13 protein-coding genes and 1 pseudogene are annotated in these 16,436 nt (G+C 69.5%); 6 read left to right on the forward strand and 8 right to left on the reverse strand.

The window, feature by feature from the left end:
• Nucleotides 1-12 precede the first annotated feature (12 nt).
• The 3 genes from SF06_RS00300 to SF06_RS00310 all read right to left on the reverse strand — a co-directional run bounded on the left by SF06_RS00300 (nt 13) and on the right by SF06_RS00310 (nt 4,121).
• Complete coding sequence (locus SF06_RS00300; protein ID WP_039559210.1) at nt 13-1,761, reverse strand: potassium/proton antiporter; 1,749 nt, start codon at nt 1,759-1,761, stop codon at nt 13-15.
• A 114-nt stretch (nt 1,762-1,875) separates the two neighbouring features.
• Nucleotides 1,876-2,922: an NAD(P)H-dependent flavin oxidoreductase gene (locus SF06_RS00305; RefSeq protein ID WP_052199657.1), complete on the reverse strand. Its 1,047-nt coding sequence runs from the start codon at nt 2,920-2,922 to the stop codon at nt 1,876-1,878.
• A complete protein-coding gene (locus SF06_RS00310) occupies nt 2,919-4,121 on the reverse strand; it encodes a YbfB/YjiJ family MFS transporter (protein ID WP_052199658.1) in 1,203 nt (400 codons plus the stop codon). Before SF06_RS00310 ends, SF06_RS00305 begins: the two co-directional genes overlap by 4 nt.
• A gap of 105 nt (nt 4,122-4,226) precedes the next feature.
• Here SF06_RS00310 and SF06_RS00315 point away from each other — a divergent pair, with 105 nt between their 5' ends.
• Complete coding sequence (locus SF06_RS00315; RefSeq protein WP_039559213.1) at nt 4,227-5,117, forward strand: LysR substrate-binding domain-containing protein; 891 nt, start codon at nt 4,227-4,229, stop codon at nt 5,115-5,117.
• 118 nt (nt 5,118-5,235) lie between these two features.
• Here the strand turns inward: SF06_RS00315 and SF06_RS18915 are convergent, their stop codons facing one another.
• Complete coding sequence (locus SF06_RS18915) at nt 5,236-6,108, reverse strand: methyl-accepting chemotaxis protein (protein ID WP_437123619.1); 873 nt, start codon at nt 6,106-6,108, stop codon at nt 5,236-5,238.
• Nucleotides 6,109-7,320, reverse strand: a pseudogene (locus SF06_RS18920) (nitrate- and nitrite sensing domain-containing protein); the annotation flags it as partial. It abuts the gene before it with no gap.
• Between the two features lie 80 nt (nt 7,321-7,400).
• Here SF06_RS18920 and SF06_RS00325 point away from each other — a divergent pair.
• A complete protein-coding gene (locus SF06_RS00325; RefSeq protein ID WP_027589523.1) occupies nt 7,401-8,240 on the forward strand; it encodes a 23S rRNA (adenine(2030)-N(6))-methyltransferase RlmJ in 840 nt (279 codons plus the stop codon).
• Between the two features lie 5 nt (nt 8,241-8,245).
• The gene (locus SF06_RS00330; protein ID WP_039559218.1) at nt 8,246-9,097 is read left to right on the forward strand and encodes an HDOD domain-containing protein; all 852 of its coding nucleotides are present in this window, start codon (nt 8,246-8,248) and stop codon (nt 9,095-9,097) included.
• Here the strand turns inward: SF06_RS00330 and msrA are convergent, their stop codons facing one another.
• Nucleotides 9,098-9,724, reverse strand: coding sequence for a peptide-methionine (S)-S-oxide reductase MsrA (msrA, locus tag SF06_RS00335; RefSeq protein ID WP_234702694.1), 627 nt, complete (start codon nt 9,722-9,724; stop codon nt 9,098-9,100).
• A gap of 151 nt (nt 9,725-9,875) precedes the next feature.
• Entirely contained in the window at nt 9,876-11,150 is a 1,275-nt protein-coding gene (gene waaA / locus SF06_RS00340; protein WP_039559223.1) for a lipid IV(A) 3-deoxy-D-manno-octulosonic acid transferase, read from the reverse strand.
• A gap of 124 nt (nt 11,151-11,274) precedes the next feature.
• Between waaA and SF06_RS00345 the strand changes: the two genes are divergently transcribed.
• Genes SF06_RS00345 through SF06_RS00355 form a run of 3 tightly spaced genes read left to right on the forward strand, consistent with a single transcriptional unit; the run spans nt 11,275 to nt 14,172 of the window.
• Nucleotides 11,275-12,450 carry an FAD-dependent oxidoreductase gene (locus SF06_RS00345; protein ID WP_039559225.1) on the forward strand — a complete coding sequence of 392 codons (1,176 nt, stop codon included), beginning with the start codon at nt 11,275-11,277 and terminating at the stop codon, nt 12,448-12,450.
• Nucleotides 12,447-13,265 carry an aldo/keto reductase gene (locus SF06_RS00350; protein ID WP_039559227.1) on the forward strand — a complete coding sequence of 273 codons (819 nt, stop codon included), beginning with the start codon at nt 12,447-12,449 and terminating at the stop codon, nt 13,263-13,265. Before SF06_RS00345 ends, SF06_RS00350 begins: the two co-directional genes overlap by 4 nt.
• Nucleotides 13,266-13,302: 37 nt before the next feature.
• Entirely contained in the window at nt 13,303-14,172 is an 870-nt protein-coding gene (locus SF06_RS00355) for a hypothetical protein (RefSeq protein ID WP_039559228.1), read from the forward strand.
• Nucleotides 14,173-14,236: 64 nt separating this feature from the next.
• On the opposite strand, the gene SF06_RS00360 is transcribed toward SF06_RS00355, so the two are convergent.
• Entirely contained in the window at nt 14,237-16,276 is a 2,040-nt protein-coding gene (locus tag SF06_RS00360; protein ID WP_039559230.1) for a putative bifunctional diguanylate cyclase/phosphodiesterase, read from the reverse strand.
• Nucleotides 16,277-16,436: the final 160 nt, after the last annotated feature.

Raw genomic sequence — 16,436 nt, forward strand, 5'->3', positions numbered from 1 at the left:
GCCGGCCTCTGGCTAGAAGGACGGCCCCGGCGGCAGGGATTTGCTGCCCTCGGGGAATTTCAGACCGATCTTGCGGATGCGCGGACCGTCCATCTTGGCGACGGTCCAGGTCAGGCCGTTCCATTCGACCTGATCGCCTACCACGGGTTCGCTGCCCAGGCGCCGGGCGATGAACTGTCCGAGCGGCATGTCGCCGGCCTCTTCACCCAGGTTCAGCCCGTACACGGCGGCGACCGCGCCCAGCTCGGCCGAGCCTTCGAGGATGAAGTCGCCGAAGAAGTGCAGGTCCTGGCCGCGCTTGGGCGGTTGGCTGAACAGATTGCCGAGGGTGGGCAGGTCTTCTTCCTGGCCGATCACGCAGAGGATGTCACCCACCTGCAGCGTGGTGCTGCCGCTGGGGTGCAGCAACTGCTGGCCACGGAACAGCGCCGCGATGCGGGTGCCGGCAGGCATGTTCAGCGCGCGCAGCGGCGCGCCGATGTACCACTTCTTCTCGCCCAGGCGATAGACGAACAGTTCCCAGGGGCTGGTGGGGTGTACTTCCAGGCCGGTACGGGAAATCGGCGACGGCGACGGCGGCACTTCCACCCGCGCCTTGCGGGCCGCCCACGGCAGGGTGCTGCCCTGCAGCAGCAACGACACCAGCACGATGAAGAAGGCCACATTGAAGAACAGCTGGGCATTTTCCAGCCCGGCCATCAGCGGGAACACCGCGAGAATGACCGGGACCGCGCCGCGCAGGCCGATCCAGGAGATGAAGCTGCGCTCACGCAGGTTGAAGCCCTTGAACGGCAGCAGGCCGATGAACACCGACAGCGGCCGGGCGAAGAAGATCATCCACAGCGACAGCGCCAGGGCCGGTACGGCGATGGGCAGCAGCTCGCTGGGCGTCAGCAGCAGGCCGAGCACCAGGAACATGCCGATCTGGCTTAGCCAGGCCAGGCCGTCGAACATGTGCAGGATGCCGTGGCGGTTGCGGATCGGCCGGTTGCCCAGCAGCAGGCCGCAGACGTACACGGCGAGGATGCCGCTGCCACCGATGGCGCTGGCGATGGCGTAGATCATGATGCCGCCGCTCACCGCCAGCAGCGGGTACAGGCCGCTGGCGATCTCGATGCGGTTGATCAGCTGCAGCAGCAGCCAGCCGCCGGCCAGGCCCAGCACGATGCCCAGGCCGAACTGCTGGATCAGGCTGACCAGGAAGCCGAGGCCGAAATCGGCTTCACCGGTGGCGATCATGGCGATCAGCGACACGGTGAGGAACATCGCCATCGGGTCGTTGCTGCCCGATTCGATTTCCAGGGTGGAGCCGACCCGCTCGTTCAGCCCCTTGCCGTTGAGCAGGTTGAACACCACCGCGGCGTCGGTGGAGCCGACGATGGCGCCGATCAGCAGGCCTTCCAGCAGGGTCAGGTTGAACAGCCAGGCGGCGGCGATGCCGGTCAGGCCGGCGGTGATCATCACCCCGACGGTGGCCAGCGACATGGCTGGCCACAACGCCACGCGGAAGGTGGCGGCGCGGGTGCGGATGCCGCCATCCAGCAGGATCACCGCCAGCGCCAGGTTGCTGACCAGGTACGCCAGTGAGTAATCGTTGAAGACGATGCCGCCGATGCCGTCGACGCCGGCCAGCATGCCCACGGCCAGGAAGATGACCAGCACCGGGATGCCGATGCGGGTGGAGAACGAGCTCACCAGGATGCTGCTGGCCACCAGAAGCGCGCCAATGAAGAACAGGGCGTTGATGTTACTGGCGTCCAAAGGCGTCGCTCCTTCTCGTCTGACTGTGTCGGGTTTCGAAGAGCGACGCTATGTCAATAAGCCCTCGAATATCAAGCGCTTAATGCAATTTGAGGGCCATGACGAAAATGCGCCTCAGCGGTCGAGTCCGCCCGCCAGCCGCTGTGTCAGTTCGGCCGCCGGCAACCCCTGCGTGTTGCCGACATGCTGACCGGCCCACAGCGGCGAACAGGCGGCGGATCCCTGGCGCTCCGCCGCGGCGCGCAGCGGGCCGATCGCGTTGCCGGCCAGCGGGAACGGGGCAATGCCCTCGGGGCGCGGGCCCAGGGCCTGGATGAGACGGTTGACGATGCCGCGCGCCGGCCGGCCGCTGAACAGCGTGGTCAGCTCGGTGTAACGGGCCGCCGGACTGCCCAAGGCGGCCCGGTGCAGGGCGCTGGTACCGGCTTCCGGGCAGGACAGGTAGGCGGTACCCACCTGCACACCGGCGGCACCCAGGGCCAGGGCGGCGCGCACGCCGCGCGCATCGGCGATGCCGCCGGCGGCGATTACCGGCACGTCCAGGGCATCCACCAGTTGCGGCACCAGCGCGAAGATGCCGAGCTGACGACCCAGGTCCGCGGACAGGAAGTGGCCGCGATGGCCACCGGCTTCCAGGCCTTGGGCGATCACCGCGTCGACGCCGTGCGCCTGCAGCCACAGGCCTTCCTCCACCGTGGTGGCGCTGGACAGGATGCGCGCCCCGCTGGCCTTGACGCGATCGAGCAACTCGGGTGCCGGCAGGCCGAAGTGGAAGCTGACCACCGCCGGCCGATGGCGCTCGACGATGTCGGCCATCGCCGCGCTGAACGGCTGGCGCCCCGGGCCGTCGGGAATGCTCGCCGGATCGACGCCGAACTCGGCGTAGAAGGGCGCCAGCAGCGTGCGCCAGTGCTGCTCGCGCGCAGCGTCCGGGGCCGGTGGCGTGTGGGCGAAGAAGTTCACGTTATAGGGCTGATCGGTGAGCGCCCGGAGCTTGCCCAGCTCGGCATCCAGCGCCTCGGGGGCAAGCAGCGCCGCCGGCAGCGCGCCGAGGCCGCCGGCCTGGCAGACGGCGGCGGCCAGGCGGTGGTCCTGGGAGCCGGCCATGGGGGCCTGGAGGATCGGCAGTCGGCAGCCGAGCAGGGAAGTCAGGGCGTTCATCGTTGCAAAGCTCCTTGCGAGCGAAGGGTGGAAGGACCCGGCACCGCCCACATCCAGCCCAGCGACCAGATGAAGGCGCCCAGGCCCAGGGCGAAACTCTGCACCAGGGTGCCGCCGGCCTGCAGCCACAGCTCGGCCAGCCACGGGCCAGAGAGCTGCGCGCCGCCGTACAGGGCAATCAGCGCGGCCGACAGGCGCGGTCCCTGATGGGGCTGCAGGCTGCGCGCCAGGCGCTGGGTGAGCAGCACACTGCCGATGAAACCGCCGCCCACCAGCGCCGCGCAGAGCAGCACGCCGGTGGCGTTCGGCAGCAGCAGCGGCGCCGCGCAGCCGATGCCCTGCAGCACGTAGGTGCCGAACAGCGCGCCGCGATCGCCCAGGTGCGCGCCCAGGTAGTTCCAGGTCGGCACGGAGAGCAGGCAGGCGAAGGCGGTCCACAGCCAGACCTGGCCGATCAGCGGATCGCCCACCGGCAGCAACTGGTTGGCCAGCGTGGGCAAAAAGGTCATCGGCAGGATGTAGCCCAGCCCGGCGCCGGCGTAGGCCATGAACAGCGGCGTGCTGGCGCGGTCGAACAGCCGCCTCGACGGCGGGGTGGCATCGCCGCGCGGCGCGGCCGGCGGGATGTGCAGGCGCAGCAGCAACAGGCAGCTGAGCAGCGCCAGCGGCACCGCCAGTGCGGCCATCGGCCACCAGCGCGCCGCACCGCGCAGCCACTCGGCGGGCGCTTCGGCCAGCCAACTGGTGAGCAGCAGGCCGGCGGCGAAACCCAGGTACACCAGCCCGCTCAGGGTGGCGCGGCCACGTTGCGCCAGCCATTCCAGCACCAGCGCCGGGGCGAGCACGAACACCAGGCCGTTGCTGATGCCGTTGGCCAGGCGCAGCAGCAGCAGGCCGAACACGTCCTCGCAGGCGCCCTGCGCCAGGGTGATGGCGGCGTTGCCGAGCAACGCCAGCGGCAGCGCGATGCGCAGGCGCTGCGGCGCGGCCAGCAGCAGGGCGAGCAGGGCGCCGAGCAGGTAACCGATGTAGTTCCAGGTGGCGAGCCGCGCACCCTGTTCGAGGCTCAGCAGGCCGTCGGCAAGCAGGTGGGGCAGCAGCGGGGTATAGGCGAAACGACCCAGGGCGTGGACAACGACCAGGGCGGCGCTGCCGGCGAACAGGGCAAGGAAAATCTGGCGGGGAGAAGCGGCTGGCATGTTCTTGTACGTCCTTGGGCAACCACGGTCGTCACCATAGCGGTTGCCCGGTGCGGATCGTTAGTGAAAAATCCTGAGCCTCGCTTTCACTCCGGATGAAACCCCTTGGCTACCTGGGAACGCCTCAACCCCTATCTGCTGCGGCACTTTCTGGCCATCAGTCGCGCCGGCTCGCTGAGCGGCGCGGCGAAAAGCCTGCACTGCGTGCCGTCCAACGTTTCGGCCCGACTGCGCCAGCTGGAAGAGCAGTTGGGCGTCAGCCTGTTTCGCCGCCAGGCCCAGCGCCTGAGCCTGACCCCCGCCGGCGAGCGCCTGCTGCCGCACGCCGAGCAGCTGGAGCAGCTGTGCCGGCAGGTGTGGAGCTGCGTGCACGAGGACCCCTGGAGCGGCGAGCTGCGCCTGGGTTCCATGGAGACCACCGCCGCCGTGCGCCTGCCGGAAGTGCTCGCCGCCTTCCACCGCGAGGCGCCGCGGGTCAGCCTCAGCCTGCTGACCGGGGCCAGCCGCCAGTTGATCGACGAGGTGCTGGCCGGGCGCCTGGATGCCGCGCTGATCGGCGGGCCCTACAGCCATCCGCAACTGGTGGGCGAAGAGGTCTGGCGCGAGGAACTGGTGCTCGTGCTGCCAGCGCGCGCGCAGCTGGACATGCTGGCGCAGTCGCCGGTGACCCTGCTCGGCTTTCCCAGCGGCTGTCATTACCGCGAGCGGCTGGAACGCTGGAGCGAGCGGCAATCGCTGCAGATCGCCGCGCGGCAGAGCTACGGTTCGATCGACGCGATCCTCGGCGGCATCGCCGCCGGCATGGGCATCGGCCTGCTGCCGCGCAGCCTGCTGCAAAGCCACGCGCGCGGCCAGCTGGTGGCCTGGCAGCCGATCGACGCGGAGCTGGCGGCGGCGCCGACCCTGCTGGTGCGCCGCCGCGACGCCGCTCCCCATCCGGCCCTGGAGAGGCTGCGCGAGCTGCTGCACGGGCGCCAGGCCTGCACGGACCCGTAGGAGCGAATTCATTCGCGAGCTTTTGGCGGCGGCCGCACCTGGCCGGCCGCCCCTAGCCGGCCGCCACAATAAGCTCGCGGACAAGTCCGCTCCCGCCAAAGCGGCTGCGGTTCCGTCCCTAGGCGCTGCCCACCTTGAACTGGCCGACCAGCCGCGTCAGGTGTTCCATCTGGTCGCGGATCTCGCTGGCCGCGCCCACCGTCTGCCGGGCGGCGCGGGTGCTCTGCTCGGCCACCTCGGCGATGGTGTCGATGTTGCGCTGCATGTCCGTGGTGACGCTGGCCTGCTCCTCGGCGGCGGTGGCGATCTGCCGGGTCATGTGGCTGATGGTGCTGACCGCCGCCGCGATGCGCTCCAGCGCGGCATTGGCTTCGCGGGTGCGCTCGACGCTCTGCCCGGCCTCGCGGTGGCTGACCGCCATGCCGCCGACCGCCTGGCGGGCCTGTTCCTGCAGGTGCAGGACCATCGTGCGGATCTCCCCGGTGGAGGCGCTGGCCCGCTGCGCCAGGTCGCGCACCTCGCCGGCCACCACGGCGAAGCCCCGGCCCTGCTCGCCGGCCCTGGCTGCCTCGATGGCCGCGTTGAGCGCCAGCAGGTTGGTCTGCTCGGCGATCTCGTTGATCACGTCCAGTACCCGGCCGATGTCGTCGCTGTCGTGCTGCAGCGTGCGGATCACCTCGGCGGCTGCGCCGATCTCGGCGGCCAGCAACTGGATGCCTTCGGCGGTCTGGATCACCACCGCGCGGCCGCTGTCCGCCTCGCTGTGCCCGTCGCGGGCGGCCTGGGCGGTCTCGGCAGTGTTGATGGCGACCTCCTGGACCACGGCGACGATCTGCGTCATGGCGGTGGCCAGCTGGGTGAGCGATTCGCGCTGCTGGCTGACGCCCCGTTCGGCCTGCGTGGCGGCGGCGGCGACCTGGTGGGCGCCGTGGCTGACGTCCTGGGTAGCGTCGCGCACGGCGCGGATCAGGTCGCTGAAGCGTGCCAGCATGGCGTTGTAGGCCCGCCCCAGCAGCGCCAGCTCGTCGCGGCCGCGCTCGTCCAGCTGCACGCTGAGATCGTTGCTGCGCTCGGCCTGCTGGATCAGGCTCACCGCCTGGTGCAGGCGCAGGCCGACCATGCGCACCAGCAGGTGCAGCACCAGGGTGAGGATCACCACGCCGGCCAGCAGCACCAGGGAAAACCACAGGTTGTAACGGGTCTCGGCGGCGGCCGCGTCGGTGTCCGCCGCTGCGCTGCGGCTGATGGCCTGGCCCAGGGCGAGCAGGCTGTCGATGCCGGCGGTCGACACCGTCAGCCATTGCTGGTCGTCGAGCTCGTAGGCGCCGCTGGCGGCGCCGGCGTACACCCGCTCGCGCGCGGCGCCGAAGCGCTCGACGAACTCCGCCTGCACCCGCGCCCAGGCGCCGTCGATGCCGCTGTCGGCGCCCTGGCGCAGCAGGGGCAGGCCGACGTCGCGCAGGTAGGCCAGCTGGCGCTCGACGATGCTGCGAAAGCCGAGCAGTTCCTGACGGGTCGCCTCCGGCAGCGGCCGAGCGCTGGCGATCGCCATGGCCAGCTGGGCGCGCTCGCGGCCGGCGTATTCGGAGGCGAGCCAGACCGCCTGCTTGAGTTGTGTGTTCTTGAACGCGGCGCTTTGCAGCGCGCTGTTCGGCAGGAACGGCGTATCGCGCAGCCGCGCCGCGCTGTCGATCAGCGCGGTGGCTGTCGCCACCCACTCGGACGCCGGAATGGCCAGCTGGCCCGGTGCGCTGTCATCGATCCGCCGGCGGGCCTCGCGGAGCGCGATCCAGGCGGCGTGCACCTGGTCCAGGCTGGCGCGCAGCGAGTCGTCCGCCAGCTCCTCGCCGAGCGCGAGGGCCTGGGTCAGGGCCGCATCACCCTGGGCGCGCAGGTTCGGCAGGCGCCCGGCCAGTGCCGGATCGCCGTCGCCTTCGGCCAGGCGGCTGAGCAGCGCCGCGCCCAGGCCGCGTTCGCGGGCCTGCTCGGCGGCAGCCACCAGCAACTGGTCGGCCATGCGGTTGGCCGTGCCATACCGGGCAGCCAGGCGCGCGGCCGGCTGGTTGACGAAGGCCAGTTGCCAGAGGATGACGAGGATCAGCAACACGGCGATCAGCATGACCGGCGCGGTCAGGGTGAGGCGCAGCGGCAGGAAGCGCAGCAGGGTCAGCATCGGGATCGTCTCCATTCTTCTTGTTGTCATGCGCGGCGGTGGCGGACCGTTCGGATGCGCCGGGCCTGGCAGCGGCCTGTTAAACTGCGCCACCCCAGGAGTCCCGACCCATGAACTACCGTCACGCCTTTCACGCCGGCAACCATGCCGATGTGTTCAAACATGTCACCCTGGCGCGGCTGATCGCCTTGATCACGCGCAAGGACACGCCCTTCGCCTACCTGGACAGCCACGCCGGGGTCGGGCTCTATGACCTGCGTGGCGACCAGGCCAGCCGTACCGGCGAATGGCTGGAGGGCATCGGCCGCGTGTGGCAGGCCCAGAGCGTGCCGGCCCTGCTGGATGACTACCTGGGCGTGCTGCGTGCCATGAACCCTGACGGCGAGCTGCGCCATTACCCCGGTTCGCCTGAGCTGGCCCGGGTGCTCAGCCGCGAGCAGGACCGCCTGCACCTCAACGAGAAGCACCCGGCGGACGGTGAGCTGCTCAAGGACAACATGCGCGGCGACCGTCGCGTCGCCGTGCACCGTGGCGAAGGCTGGTTCGTGCCGCGTGCGTTGTTGCCGACCCGCGAGAAGCGCGTGCTGCTGCTGATCGACCCGCCATTCGAACAACCGGACGAGCTGGAGCGTTGCGTGCAGGCCCTCGACGAGGCCCACGGCCGCATGCGTCAGGCCATCGTGGCCATCTGGTACCCGATCAAGGACCGCCGCCAGCTCAAGCGCTTCTACCAGCGCCTGGAGAAGAGTGGGGCGCCCAAGCTGCTGCGTGCCGAGCTGTACGTGCACAACCCGGACGACGCCGAGCGTCTCACCGGCTCGGGGCTGGTGATCAGCAACGCGCCCTGGGGCCTGGAGGAGGAACTGCGCGAACTGCTGCCCTGGCTGGCCCAGACCCTGGGGCAGAGCCAGGGCGGGTGGACCCTGGACTGGCTGATTGCCGAGCGTTGATTGTCATGAGCAGTGATTACACGATTTATCGGAGCCTGGTGGCCGCGATGATGAAGGGCGAGGAAACCCTGCCCAGCCTCCCGCAGCTCACCCTGCAGATCCGCTCGGCGCTGTCGCGCCCGGAAACCACCCAGGCCGAACTGGAGCGGCTGATCAGCCGCGATCCCGGCCTGGCGGCGCTGCTCATCAAACATGCCAGTGGCGCCCTGTACCGCCGCGCCAAGCCGACCCAGAGCCTGCGCGAGGCGATCAGCCTGCTGGGCTTGCGCCAGGTGGGCAGCATCACCATGGCCCACAGCCTCAAGAGCCTGGCGGTGCTGCACAACCCGACCTACAAGCTGCTGTACATGGATGCCTGGCGCTACCTGGTGCTCAAGGCCAGCACCAGCGCGGTGCTGGCCCGCGAGCTGGGTGGGGTGGTGCCCGAACAGGCGCTGCTGGCCAGCCTGCTCAGCGACGTGGGCAACCTGGTGCTGCTTTCCGCCTTCATGGACACCCGCGAACCGGTGAGCCTGGAGCATTACCGCCGGCTGTGCCACGAGTTCGGCCGCTCGCTGGGCCTGCTGCTGCTCAAGCGCTGGGGCGTGGAGCCGGAGTACATCGCCGTGCTGGAACAGGCCGGCGACTGGCAACGCGACAGCGGAGCACGCCTGCAGGTGATCGACGTGGTGAACCTGGCGCTGTACCACGCCAGGCTGCAGCGCGAGCCGAACAGCGGGCTGCCGCCGCTCACCGAGCTGTCCGCCTGGCGCAAGCTTGCCGAGCCGGACAACCGGCTGGACGAGCAGGGCCGCCTGGCGCTGATCGCCGAGCACCGGGAACAGGTGCAGAGCCTGGCGCGCAGCTTCGGCGGCTGATTACGGCAGGCACACCCCGGTGCCGCGCAGCCCGCAGTATCCGTGGGGATAGCGATCCAGATACTGCTGGTGTTCCGGTTCGGCGTAGTAGAACGGCGGCGCTGCGACGATCTCGCTGCTGACCGGCCCGAATCCGGCGCGGGCCAGGGCGCGGGCGAAGGCATCGCCGCTGGCCCGGGCGGCGTCCAGTTGCTCGTCGCCGTGGCAGTGGATCACCGAGCGGTACTGGGTGCCGATGTCGTTGCCCTGGCGCATGCCCTGGGTCGGATCGTGGGATTCCCAGAACACCCGCAAGAGGGTGTCGTAGTCGACCTGTTGCGGATCGAACACCACCAGCACCACCTCGGCATGACCGGTCAGGCCACTGCACACTTCCTCGTAGGTGGGGTTGGGCGTCAGGCCGCCGGCATAGCCCACGGCGGTGGTCCAGACGCCGGGTAGCTGCCAGAAGCGCCGCTCGGCGCCCCAGAAGCAGCCCATGCCGAACACCGCCTGCTGCAGGCCAGCCGGAAACGGACCGCGCAGAGGATGGCCCAGCACCCGGTGGCGTTCCGGCACCGGCATAGGCGTGGAGCGACCGGGCAGGGCCTGATCGGGCGTGGGCATGGAGAGGGAGTGGGCAGGCATGGCGCGGTACCTCATGAGCTCTGTAATGGACAGCCTAAGCCGGCTGGCGCGGAGAGTGAACCCGGCACCTGTCCCGTAAGGCGGTCAAGGCATCGCCTTGGCCGCCGTGAAGGCGCGGCGTTGCCCACCCTGCGCCAACGGGCGCCGCCGATCAGTGCTTGTCGAGTCGCTGGTCCAGCCCGTCGAGCAAACGCTCCAGCGCCCCCTGGTTGGCCCGCAGCACGCCGAGGCCGCCTTCGCGCATGGTTTGGGCCTTTTCAGGCTGCTCGAACAGAGTGCTGATTTCCAGGGCCAGGCCGGCGGCATCCGCCACCTCGCCTAGCGCACCGGCGGCGCGCAGCTGCTGGGAGATTTCCAGGAAGTTGAACAGGTGCGGGCCGCTCAGCACCGGCTTGCCGAGGGCGGCCGGCTCCAGCAGGTTGTGGCCGCCATTGGCCACCAGGCTGCCGCCGACGAAGGTCACGTCGGCCAGCGCATAGAGGAACAGCAGCTCACCCATGGTGTCCCCGAGCAGCACGCTGTGCTCGGCGGTCACCGGCTCGTTGCCCGAACGCCGGCAGGTGGCAAAACCTTGCTGGCGGCACAGCGCGAAGACATCCGCAAAGCGCTCCGGATGACGCGGCACCAGGATGAGCAGGGCGTCGGGATGACGTTCCAGCAGCTTGCGGTGGGCCGCCAGGATCACCTCGTCCTCGCCGCCGTGGGTGCTGGCGGCGATCCACACCGGGCGTTGGCCGGCGCCCCACTGGGCGCGTTGCGCGGCAGCGCGTTCCACCAGGGCCGGATCGATGCGCAAATCGAACTTGATCGAGCCGGTGACGCTTACCCGCTCCGCGCGCGCGCCGAGCTGGCGGAAGCGCTCGGCCTCCGTCTCGGTCTGCACCGCCAGCCAGTCCAGCTCGGCGAGCATCGGCGCGGTCAGCTTCCTGAAGCGTGCATAGCCGCGCGCCGAGCGCTCCGACAGCCGCGCGTTGGCGAGCACCACCGGAATGCCGCGCCGGGCGCACTGGTGGATATGGTTGGGCCACAGCTCGGTTTCCATCACCACCGCCAGCCTGGGCTGCAGGCGATTCAGGAAGCGCGCGGCCGCCCAGGGCAGGTCGTAGGGCAGATAGCAGTGCTGCACCTGGTCGCCAAACAGGGCGCGGATGCGCTCCGAGCCGGTTGGCGTCATGCAGGTCACGGTGATCGGCAGGTCGGGATGGCGGGCCATCAGTGCGCGGATCATCGGCGCGGCGGCGATGCTTTCGCCGACGGAAACGGCATGCACCCAGATACCGCCGGGCCGGAAGGCCGGCAGGCCGAGGGCGAAGCGCTCGCCGGTGCGCCGGGCATAGGCCGGGGCCTTGCGGGCGCGCACCAGCAGACGAATGCCCACCAGCGGCAGGCCCAGGTGAAGCAGCAGGGTGTAGATGAGTCGGTTCATGGGCGCGCAGCTTAACAAAGCCTGTCGCCGGGGCGTGAGCGCGGCGCGCCGGTTCGCCGGTTGCGCCGGCGGAAGCCGGCACGGTTTATACTGCCGGCCCCGTTTCAACCACGAGCCCGTGTCCATGTCCCAAGCGCTGAGTACCGATGTCCTGATCGTGGGTGGCGGCATCGCCGGCCTGTGGCTGAATGCCCGGCTGCGCCGCGCCGGCTACGCCACCCTGCTGGTGGAAGCCGACCGGCTGGGCGGCGGGCAGAGCGTCAAGTCGCAGGGCATCATCCATGGCGGCACCAAGTACGCCCTGCACGGGGCGTTGACCGGCTCCTCCGAGGCCATCGCCGACATGCCGGCGCGCTGGCGCAAGGCGCTGCTCGGCGAGGGCGAGCTGGACCTTTCTGGTGTGCGTCTGCTCTCCGACGCCCATTACCTGTGGTCGCCCGGCAGCCTGGCCGGCAACCTGACCAGCTTCTTCGCCAGCAAGGCCATGCGCGGGCGCGTGGATGCGGTGAAGGGCGAGCAGCTGCCACCGGCGCTGCAGCATCCGAAGTTCAAGGGCAAGGTCTACCGACTGGCCGAGCTGGTGCTCGACGTGCCCAGCCTGATCGCCCGCCTGGCCGAACTGGCCGGCGACGGCCTGCTGGCCGCCGAGACCATCGAGCCCCTGCGGGAAAACGGCGAGCTGGTCGGCCTGCGGATCGACGGTCGCGAGGTGCGTGCCCAGCGCATCGTGCTCAGTGCCGGCGAAGGCAACGCCGCGCTGCTCGCGGCGCTCGGCCTGGAGCAGCCGAAGCAGCAGCTGCGCCCGCTGCACATGGTGCTGGTCAAGGGCCCGAACCTGAAGCCGATCTACGCCCACTGCCTGGGCGGCGGACCCAAGCCGCGCGTCACCATCACCACGCACCCCGCCGCCGACGGCCAGTGGGTCTGGTACCTGGGCGGCGACCTGGCCGAGGCCGACGGCGTGGCCCGCGACGAGGCCGCGCAGATTGCTGCGGCGCGCAAGGAAATCGCCGACCTGCTGCCCTGGGTGGACCAGAGCGCGCTGCGCTGGGCCACCTTGCGTGTGTCGCGCGCCGAGCCGGCGCAATCCGGGCTGGTGCGTCCGGACAACGCCTTCCTGGCCGAGCAGGGCCGCCTGCTGGTTGGCTGGCCGACCAAGCTGGCCCTGGCGCCGGATCTGGCCGACCGGGTATTTGCCAGCCTGGAACGCGACGGCATTCGTCCGTCGGCGCAGCCCACCGTGTCGGCGCTGCCGCGCCCGGCGGTGGCCCGTCCGGTGTGGGAGGAACTGCTGCCATGACCGACCTCAAGCAGCTGCATGACCTGCATCGCCCGCTGGGCAGCACCGGCCTCCTGGTTTCGCCGCTGGGGCTGGGTACCGTGAAGCTGGGCCGCGACCAGGGCGTGAAATACCCCAGCGGCTTCCGCATTCCCGATGACGCCGAGGCGCGGCAACTGCTGGCCCTGGCCCGCGAGCTGGGCATCAACCTGATCGACACCGCGCCGGCCTACGGCACCAGCGAGCAACGCCTCGGACCGCTGCTGCGCGGCCAGCGCGACCAGTGGGTGATCGTCAGCAAGGTGGGCGAGGAGTTCGAGAACGGCCAGTCGCGCTTTGATTTCTCGCCGGCGCATACCCGGCTGTCGGTGGAGCGCAGCCTCCGGCGCCTGGAAACCGAGCATATCGATCTGGTGCTGGTGCATTCGGACGGCAACGACGTGGCCATCCTGCGCGACAGCGGGGTCTACGAGACGCTGGCCGAGCTCAAGCACGAGGGCAAGATCGGCGCCTTCGGCCTCTCCGGCAAGACCGTGGAAGGCGGGCTGCTGGGGCTGGAGCGTGGCGATTGCGCGATGGTCACCTACAACCTCAACGAGCAGGCCGAAAAACCGGTGCTGGACTACGCTGCCAGTCACGCCAAGGGCATCCTCATCAAGAAGGCCCTGGCCAGCGGCCATGTCTGCCTGGCGCCGGGGACGGATCCCGTGCGTGCCAGCTTCGAACTGCTGTTCGGCCACCCTGGGGTGTGCAGCGCCATTGTCGGCACCATCAACCCGCTGCACCTGGCCCACAACGTCGCGACGGCTGCCGCCGTCATCCGTTCCATCCGCTAAGGCCGCGACCGCGGCCGCTTCCCCGCAAGGAGGCACCATGCCGCGAACCCTGCTCAGCAAACTTCCCGGTGACTTCAAGACCCTGCCGCTGCGGGTCGACGCCAGCCGCGAGGGGTTGCGTTACCAGAGCCTCGGCCTGCCGCTCAATTTCAGCCAGATGCTGGCCCGCCGGCGGCCGGTGGCCATCGACGATCCGCACTGTTTCAGCGTCGAACTGGCGAACCTCGGTGTTTCGGTACGCCTGACCCTGCACTGGCAGGGTTGCGATTACTGGATCCTGGTGCGCCAGCAGCGCGCGGATCGCCAGGATGACGTGCTCAAGCTGATTTCCGGCTACGTGCCGGCCCACGAGCTGGGCCTGCCGCTGTTCACCGCCATGCAGGAAATCGCCGAGGAATGCCTGATCGAGCACGCCGACGGCTGGCTGCCCGGGCGTTTCGCCGATGCCTGGCTGCCCACGCCCTACCGTGACAGTCTGCGTTACCTGGCCAACAGCCATTTCAACCTGCAGGCGCTCGGCGGGGGCGACACGCCGGTGCGTTGCGGTGCGCTGTGCCTGGCGGGCGAACCCCGCGCCTACGTTCATCAGCCCACCGCCTCGCTGCAGCTGGTCTACGACCTGCGCCTGAAGCTGCCGGACGATTGCCAGCGGCCGAGCCTCTACCACGTGGACGAATGCCTGGAAGGCGACCGCCTGGTGGCCCGCCTGGACCACGACCGCCCGGATATCTACCTGCTGGAGCCGCGCCACGGCGAACTGCACAGCCTGCGCAACGGCCGGCTGCAGCCAGTGGACACGCGCGACCTTTGGCTGTCGGAGAGCTTCGCGGCGCAGGACGGCTGGCTGATCCGTGACGAGCGGGTGGCGCTCGAGCAGTGGCGGGCGCAACGCCAGGCGGCGAGTTAGCCAGAGCCGTGCAGGCCTTGCCTGAAAGTGCGGGTTGTTTTGTGGGGGCGGACTTGTCCGCGATTCAGGCGTTCACGGTGTAACTGCGCAGGCGCTCCAGCAGCTCGCGGCCGTCGATGGGACGGTCGAACAGGTAGCCCTGGCCGGTGTCGCAGCGCTGCCGGCGCAGGAAGCTCAGCTGTTCCTGGGTCTCGATGCCTTCGGCCACCACGCGCAGACGCAGCTTGTGGGCCATGGCGATCACCGCGGCGGTGATCTCCATATCGTCCTGGTTGGCCGGAATGTCCTTCACGAAGCTGCGGTCGATCTTGATGGTGTCCAGCGGGAACTTCTTCAGGTAGCTGAGCGAGGAATAGCCGGTGCCGAAGTCGTCCATGGCCAGGGTGAAGCCCAGCGCCTTGAGCTGATGCAGTTGCTGGTGGTTGGCCTGGCTGGCGTCCAGCAGCAGGCTCTCGGTCAGTTCCAGCTCGAGGCGCGAGGCCTCGACCTTCTCCTGCACGAGAATGTCGCGCAGCGCGTTGACCAGCTCGGTGTCGTGGAACTGGCGGGGCGAGAGGTTGATGGCGATGCGCACCTCACCCATGCCGGCGGCGTCCAGGCGATGCAGCATGCGGCAGGCCTCGCGCACCACCCATTTGCCGATCGGCACGATCAGCCCGGTTTCCTCGGCCAGGCCGATGAAGGCATCCGGCGGGAACATGCCTTCGGTGGGGTGCTGCCAGCGCAGCAGGGCTTCCAGACCGGTCAGGCGGTCGGTCTTCAGGCACAGCTTGGGCTGGTAATACAGCAGCAGCTCGTTTCGCTCGATGGCGTGGCGCAGGTTGTGCTCGATGAACTGGCGGCGGTGGGCTTCGGCGTCCAGCGCGGGGGTGAATGCCTGCCAGCGGTTCTTGCCGCTGGTCTTGGCCTTGTGCAGTGCCAGGCCGGCGTACTGCATCAGCGTCTGGGCATGCTTGGCGTGCTCCGGGCTGCGTACCAGACCGATGGAGGCGGTGACGTTGATCAACTGGTTGGCCACGAACAGCGGGCGACTGAGCAGGTGCAGCAGCTGCTGGGCGACCTCCTCGGCGTCCTGCAGATCGCTGGCGTCGAGCAGGGCGGCGAACTCGTTGCTGGCGAAGCGCGCCAGGCAGGTCTTGGGCCCCAGCGCGTTGCGCAGCCGCCGTGACAGGCTGGTCAGCACCTTGTCGCCGGTTTCGTGGCCCAGGTTGTCGTTGATGCGCTTGAAGTTGTCGATATCCATCAGCAGCAGGCTGAAGGGCGCATCCGGGGTTTCCGCCAGGCGCTGCTCGAGGCGCCCGATGAAGTACGGGCGATTGCCCAGTCCGGAGAGACTGTCGCGCAGGGTTTGTTGCGTCTGGCGCTGGTAGTTCAGCTTGTTGAGGGTGACGTCCTCGCACAGGCCGAGCAGGTGGGTGGTCTGCCCCTCCGCATTGCGGACCCGGGACACCCACATGTGGCCCCAATAGGGCTCCAGGCTCTTGCGCTGGCTGCGGAACTCGATCTGCCAGCTGTCGTTGTCCGGCTTCTGGCGCAGCGCCGTGCGCACCAGTTCCGGCAGGCTGGCCAGGGCGGGGAATTCGTCCAGCGAGCGTCCTTGCAGTTCGCTCGGGCTGTACTGGGTGATGGCTTCGAAGCGGGGGTTCGAGAACACCACGCGACCGTTGATATCCACCAGCAGGAAGGCCTCGGCGCTCTGCTCCAGGGCGCTGCGGCACAGTTCGGCGGTGTCAGTGAGGTCGGCGGCCACCGCGTCCAGCGGCAGCAGGTAGCCGTGCAGCCGTTGGGCCTGGTCATCGGCGGGCTCGCCGAACTCCAGCAGGCTGATATCGCCATGGGCGGTCGCCAGGCGGTGCTGCACCTGATAGTGGCCGCGCTCGGCCAGCTGTTGTCGCACCTGCTGGTGCAACTGCTCGCGCCGCGTGGCGTCCAGCAAGGCGCCAAACGCGGCGTTGCCGAACAGCCGCAGCAGCGGATGGGCATCCGCGCCCGGACCCGGCTCGCAGCCGTCCAGCGTCCAGCCGGCATCGTTTAGCCGGGTGAAGCGCCACAGGCCGAGTCGGGAGAGGGCGGGGAGAGACGATGTCAGGTCCATAGGATCCATGGATGCGAACGATTCCCTAGTGTAACGCTCGCGCGCGTTGCTAGCACCTTGCCATTATCCCGTGCGTGCCGGGCGAAAGGCATTCTGCCCGGGCGGCTTAGTGTGCCCCGAGTCACAAAAGCAAAAAAAGCCCCGCTTGCGGCGGGGCTGGAGAGACGAG

This window comes from Pseudomonas flexibilis (assembly GCF_000802425.1).
GTDB classification, from domain to species: Bacteria; Pseudomonadota; Gammaproteobacteria; order Pseudomonadales; family Pseudomonadaceae; genus Serpens; species Serpens flexibilis.

Coding starts and splice junctions, on each gene's coding strand:
- SF06_RS00305 (WP_052199657.1), bottom strand. CDS start 2,922: ATGAACGCCCTGACTTCCCTGCTCGGCTGCCGACTGCCGATCCTCCAG.
- SF06_RS00310 (WP_052199658.1), bottom strand. CDS start 4,121: ATGCCAGCCGCTTCTCCCCGCCAGATTTTCCTTGCCCTGTTCGCCGGC.
- SF06_RS18915 (WP_437123619.1), bottom strand. CDS start 6,108: ATGCTGGCACGCTTCAGCGACCTGATCCGCGCCGTGCGCGACGCTACC.
- SF06_RS00325 (WP_027589523.1), top strand. CDS start 7,401: ATGAACTACCGTCACGCCTTTCACGCCGGCAACCATGCCGATGTGTTC.
- SF06_RS00330 (WP_039559218.1), top strand. CDS start 8,246: ATGAGCAGTGATTACACGATTTATCGGAGCCTGGTGGCCGCGATGATG.
- msrA (WP_234702694.1), bottom strand. CDS start 9,724: ATGCCTGCCCACTCCCTCTCCATGCCCACGCCCGATCAGGCCCTGCCC.
- waaA (WP_039559223.1), bottom strand. CDS start 11,150: ATGAACCGACTCATCTACACCCTGCTGCTTCACCTGGGCCTGCCGCTG.
- SF06_RS00345 (WP_039559225.1), top strand. CDS start 11,275: ATGTCCCAAGCGCTGAGTACCGATGTCCTGATCGTGGGTGGCGGCATC.
- SF06_RS00350 (WP_039559227.1), top strand. CDS start 12,447: ATGACCGACCTCAAGCAGCTGCATGACCTGCATCGCCCGCTGGGCAGC.
- SF06_RS00355 (WP_039559228.1), top strand. CDS start 13,303: ATGCCGCGAACCCTGCTCAGCAAACTTCCCGGTGACTTCAAGACCCTG.
- SF06_RS00360 (WP_039559230.1), bottom strand. CDS start 16,276: ATGGATCCTATGGACCTGACATCGTCTCTCCCCGCCCTCTCCCGACTC.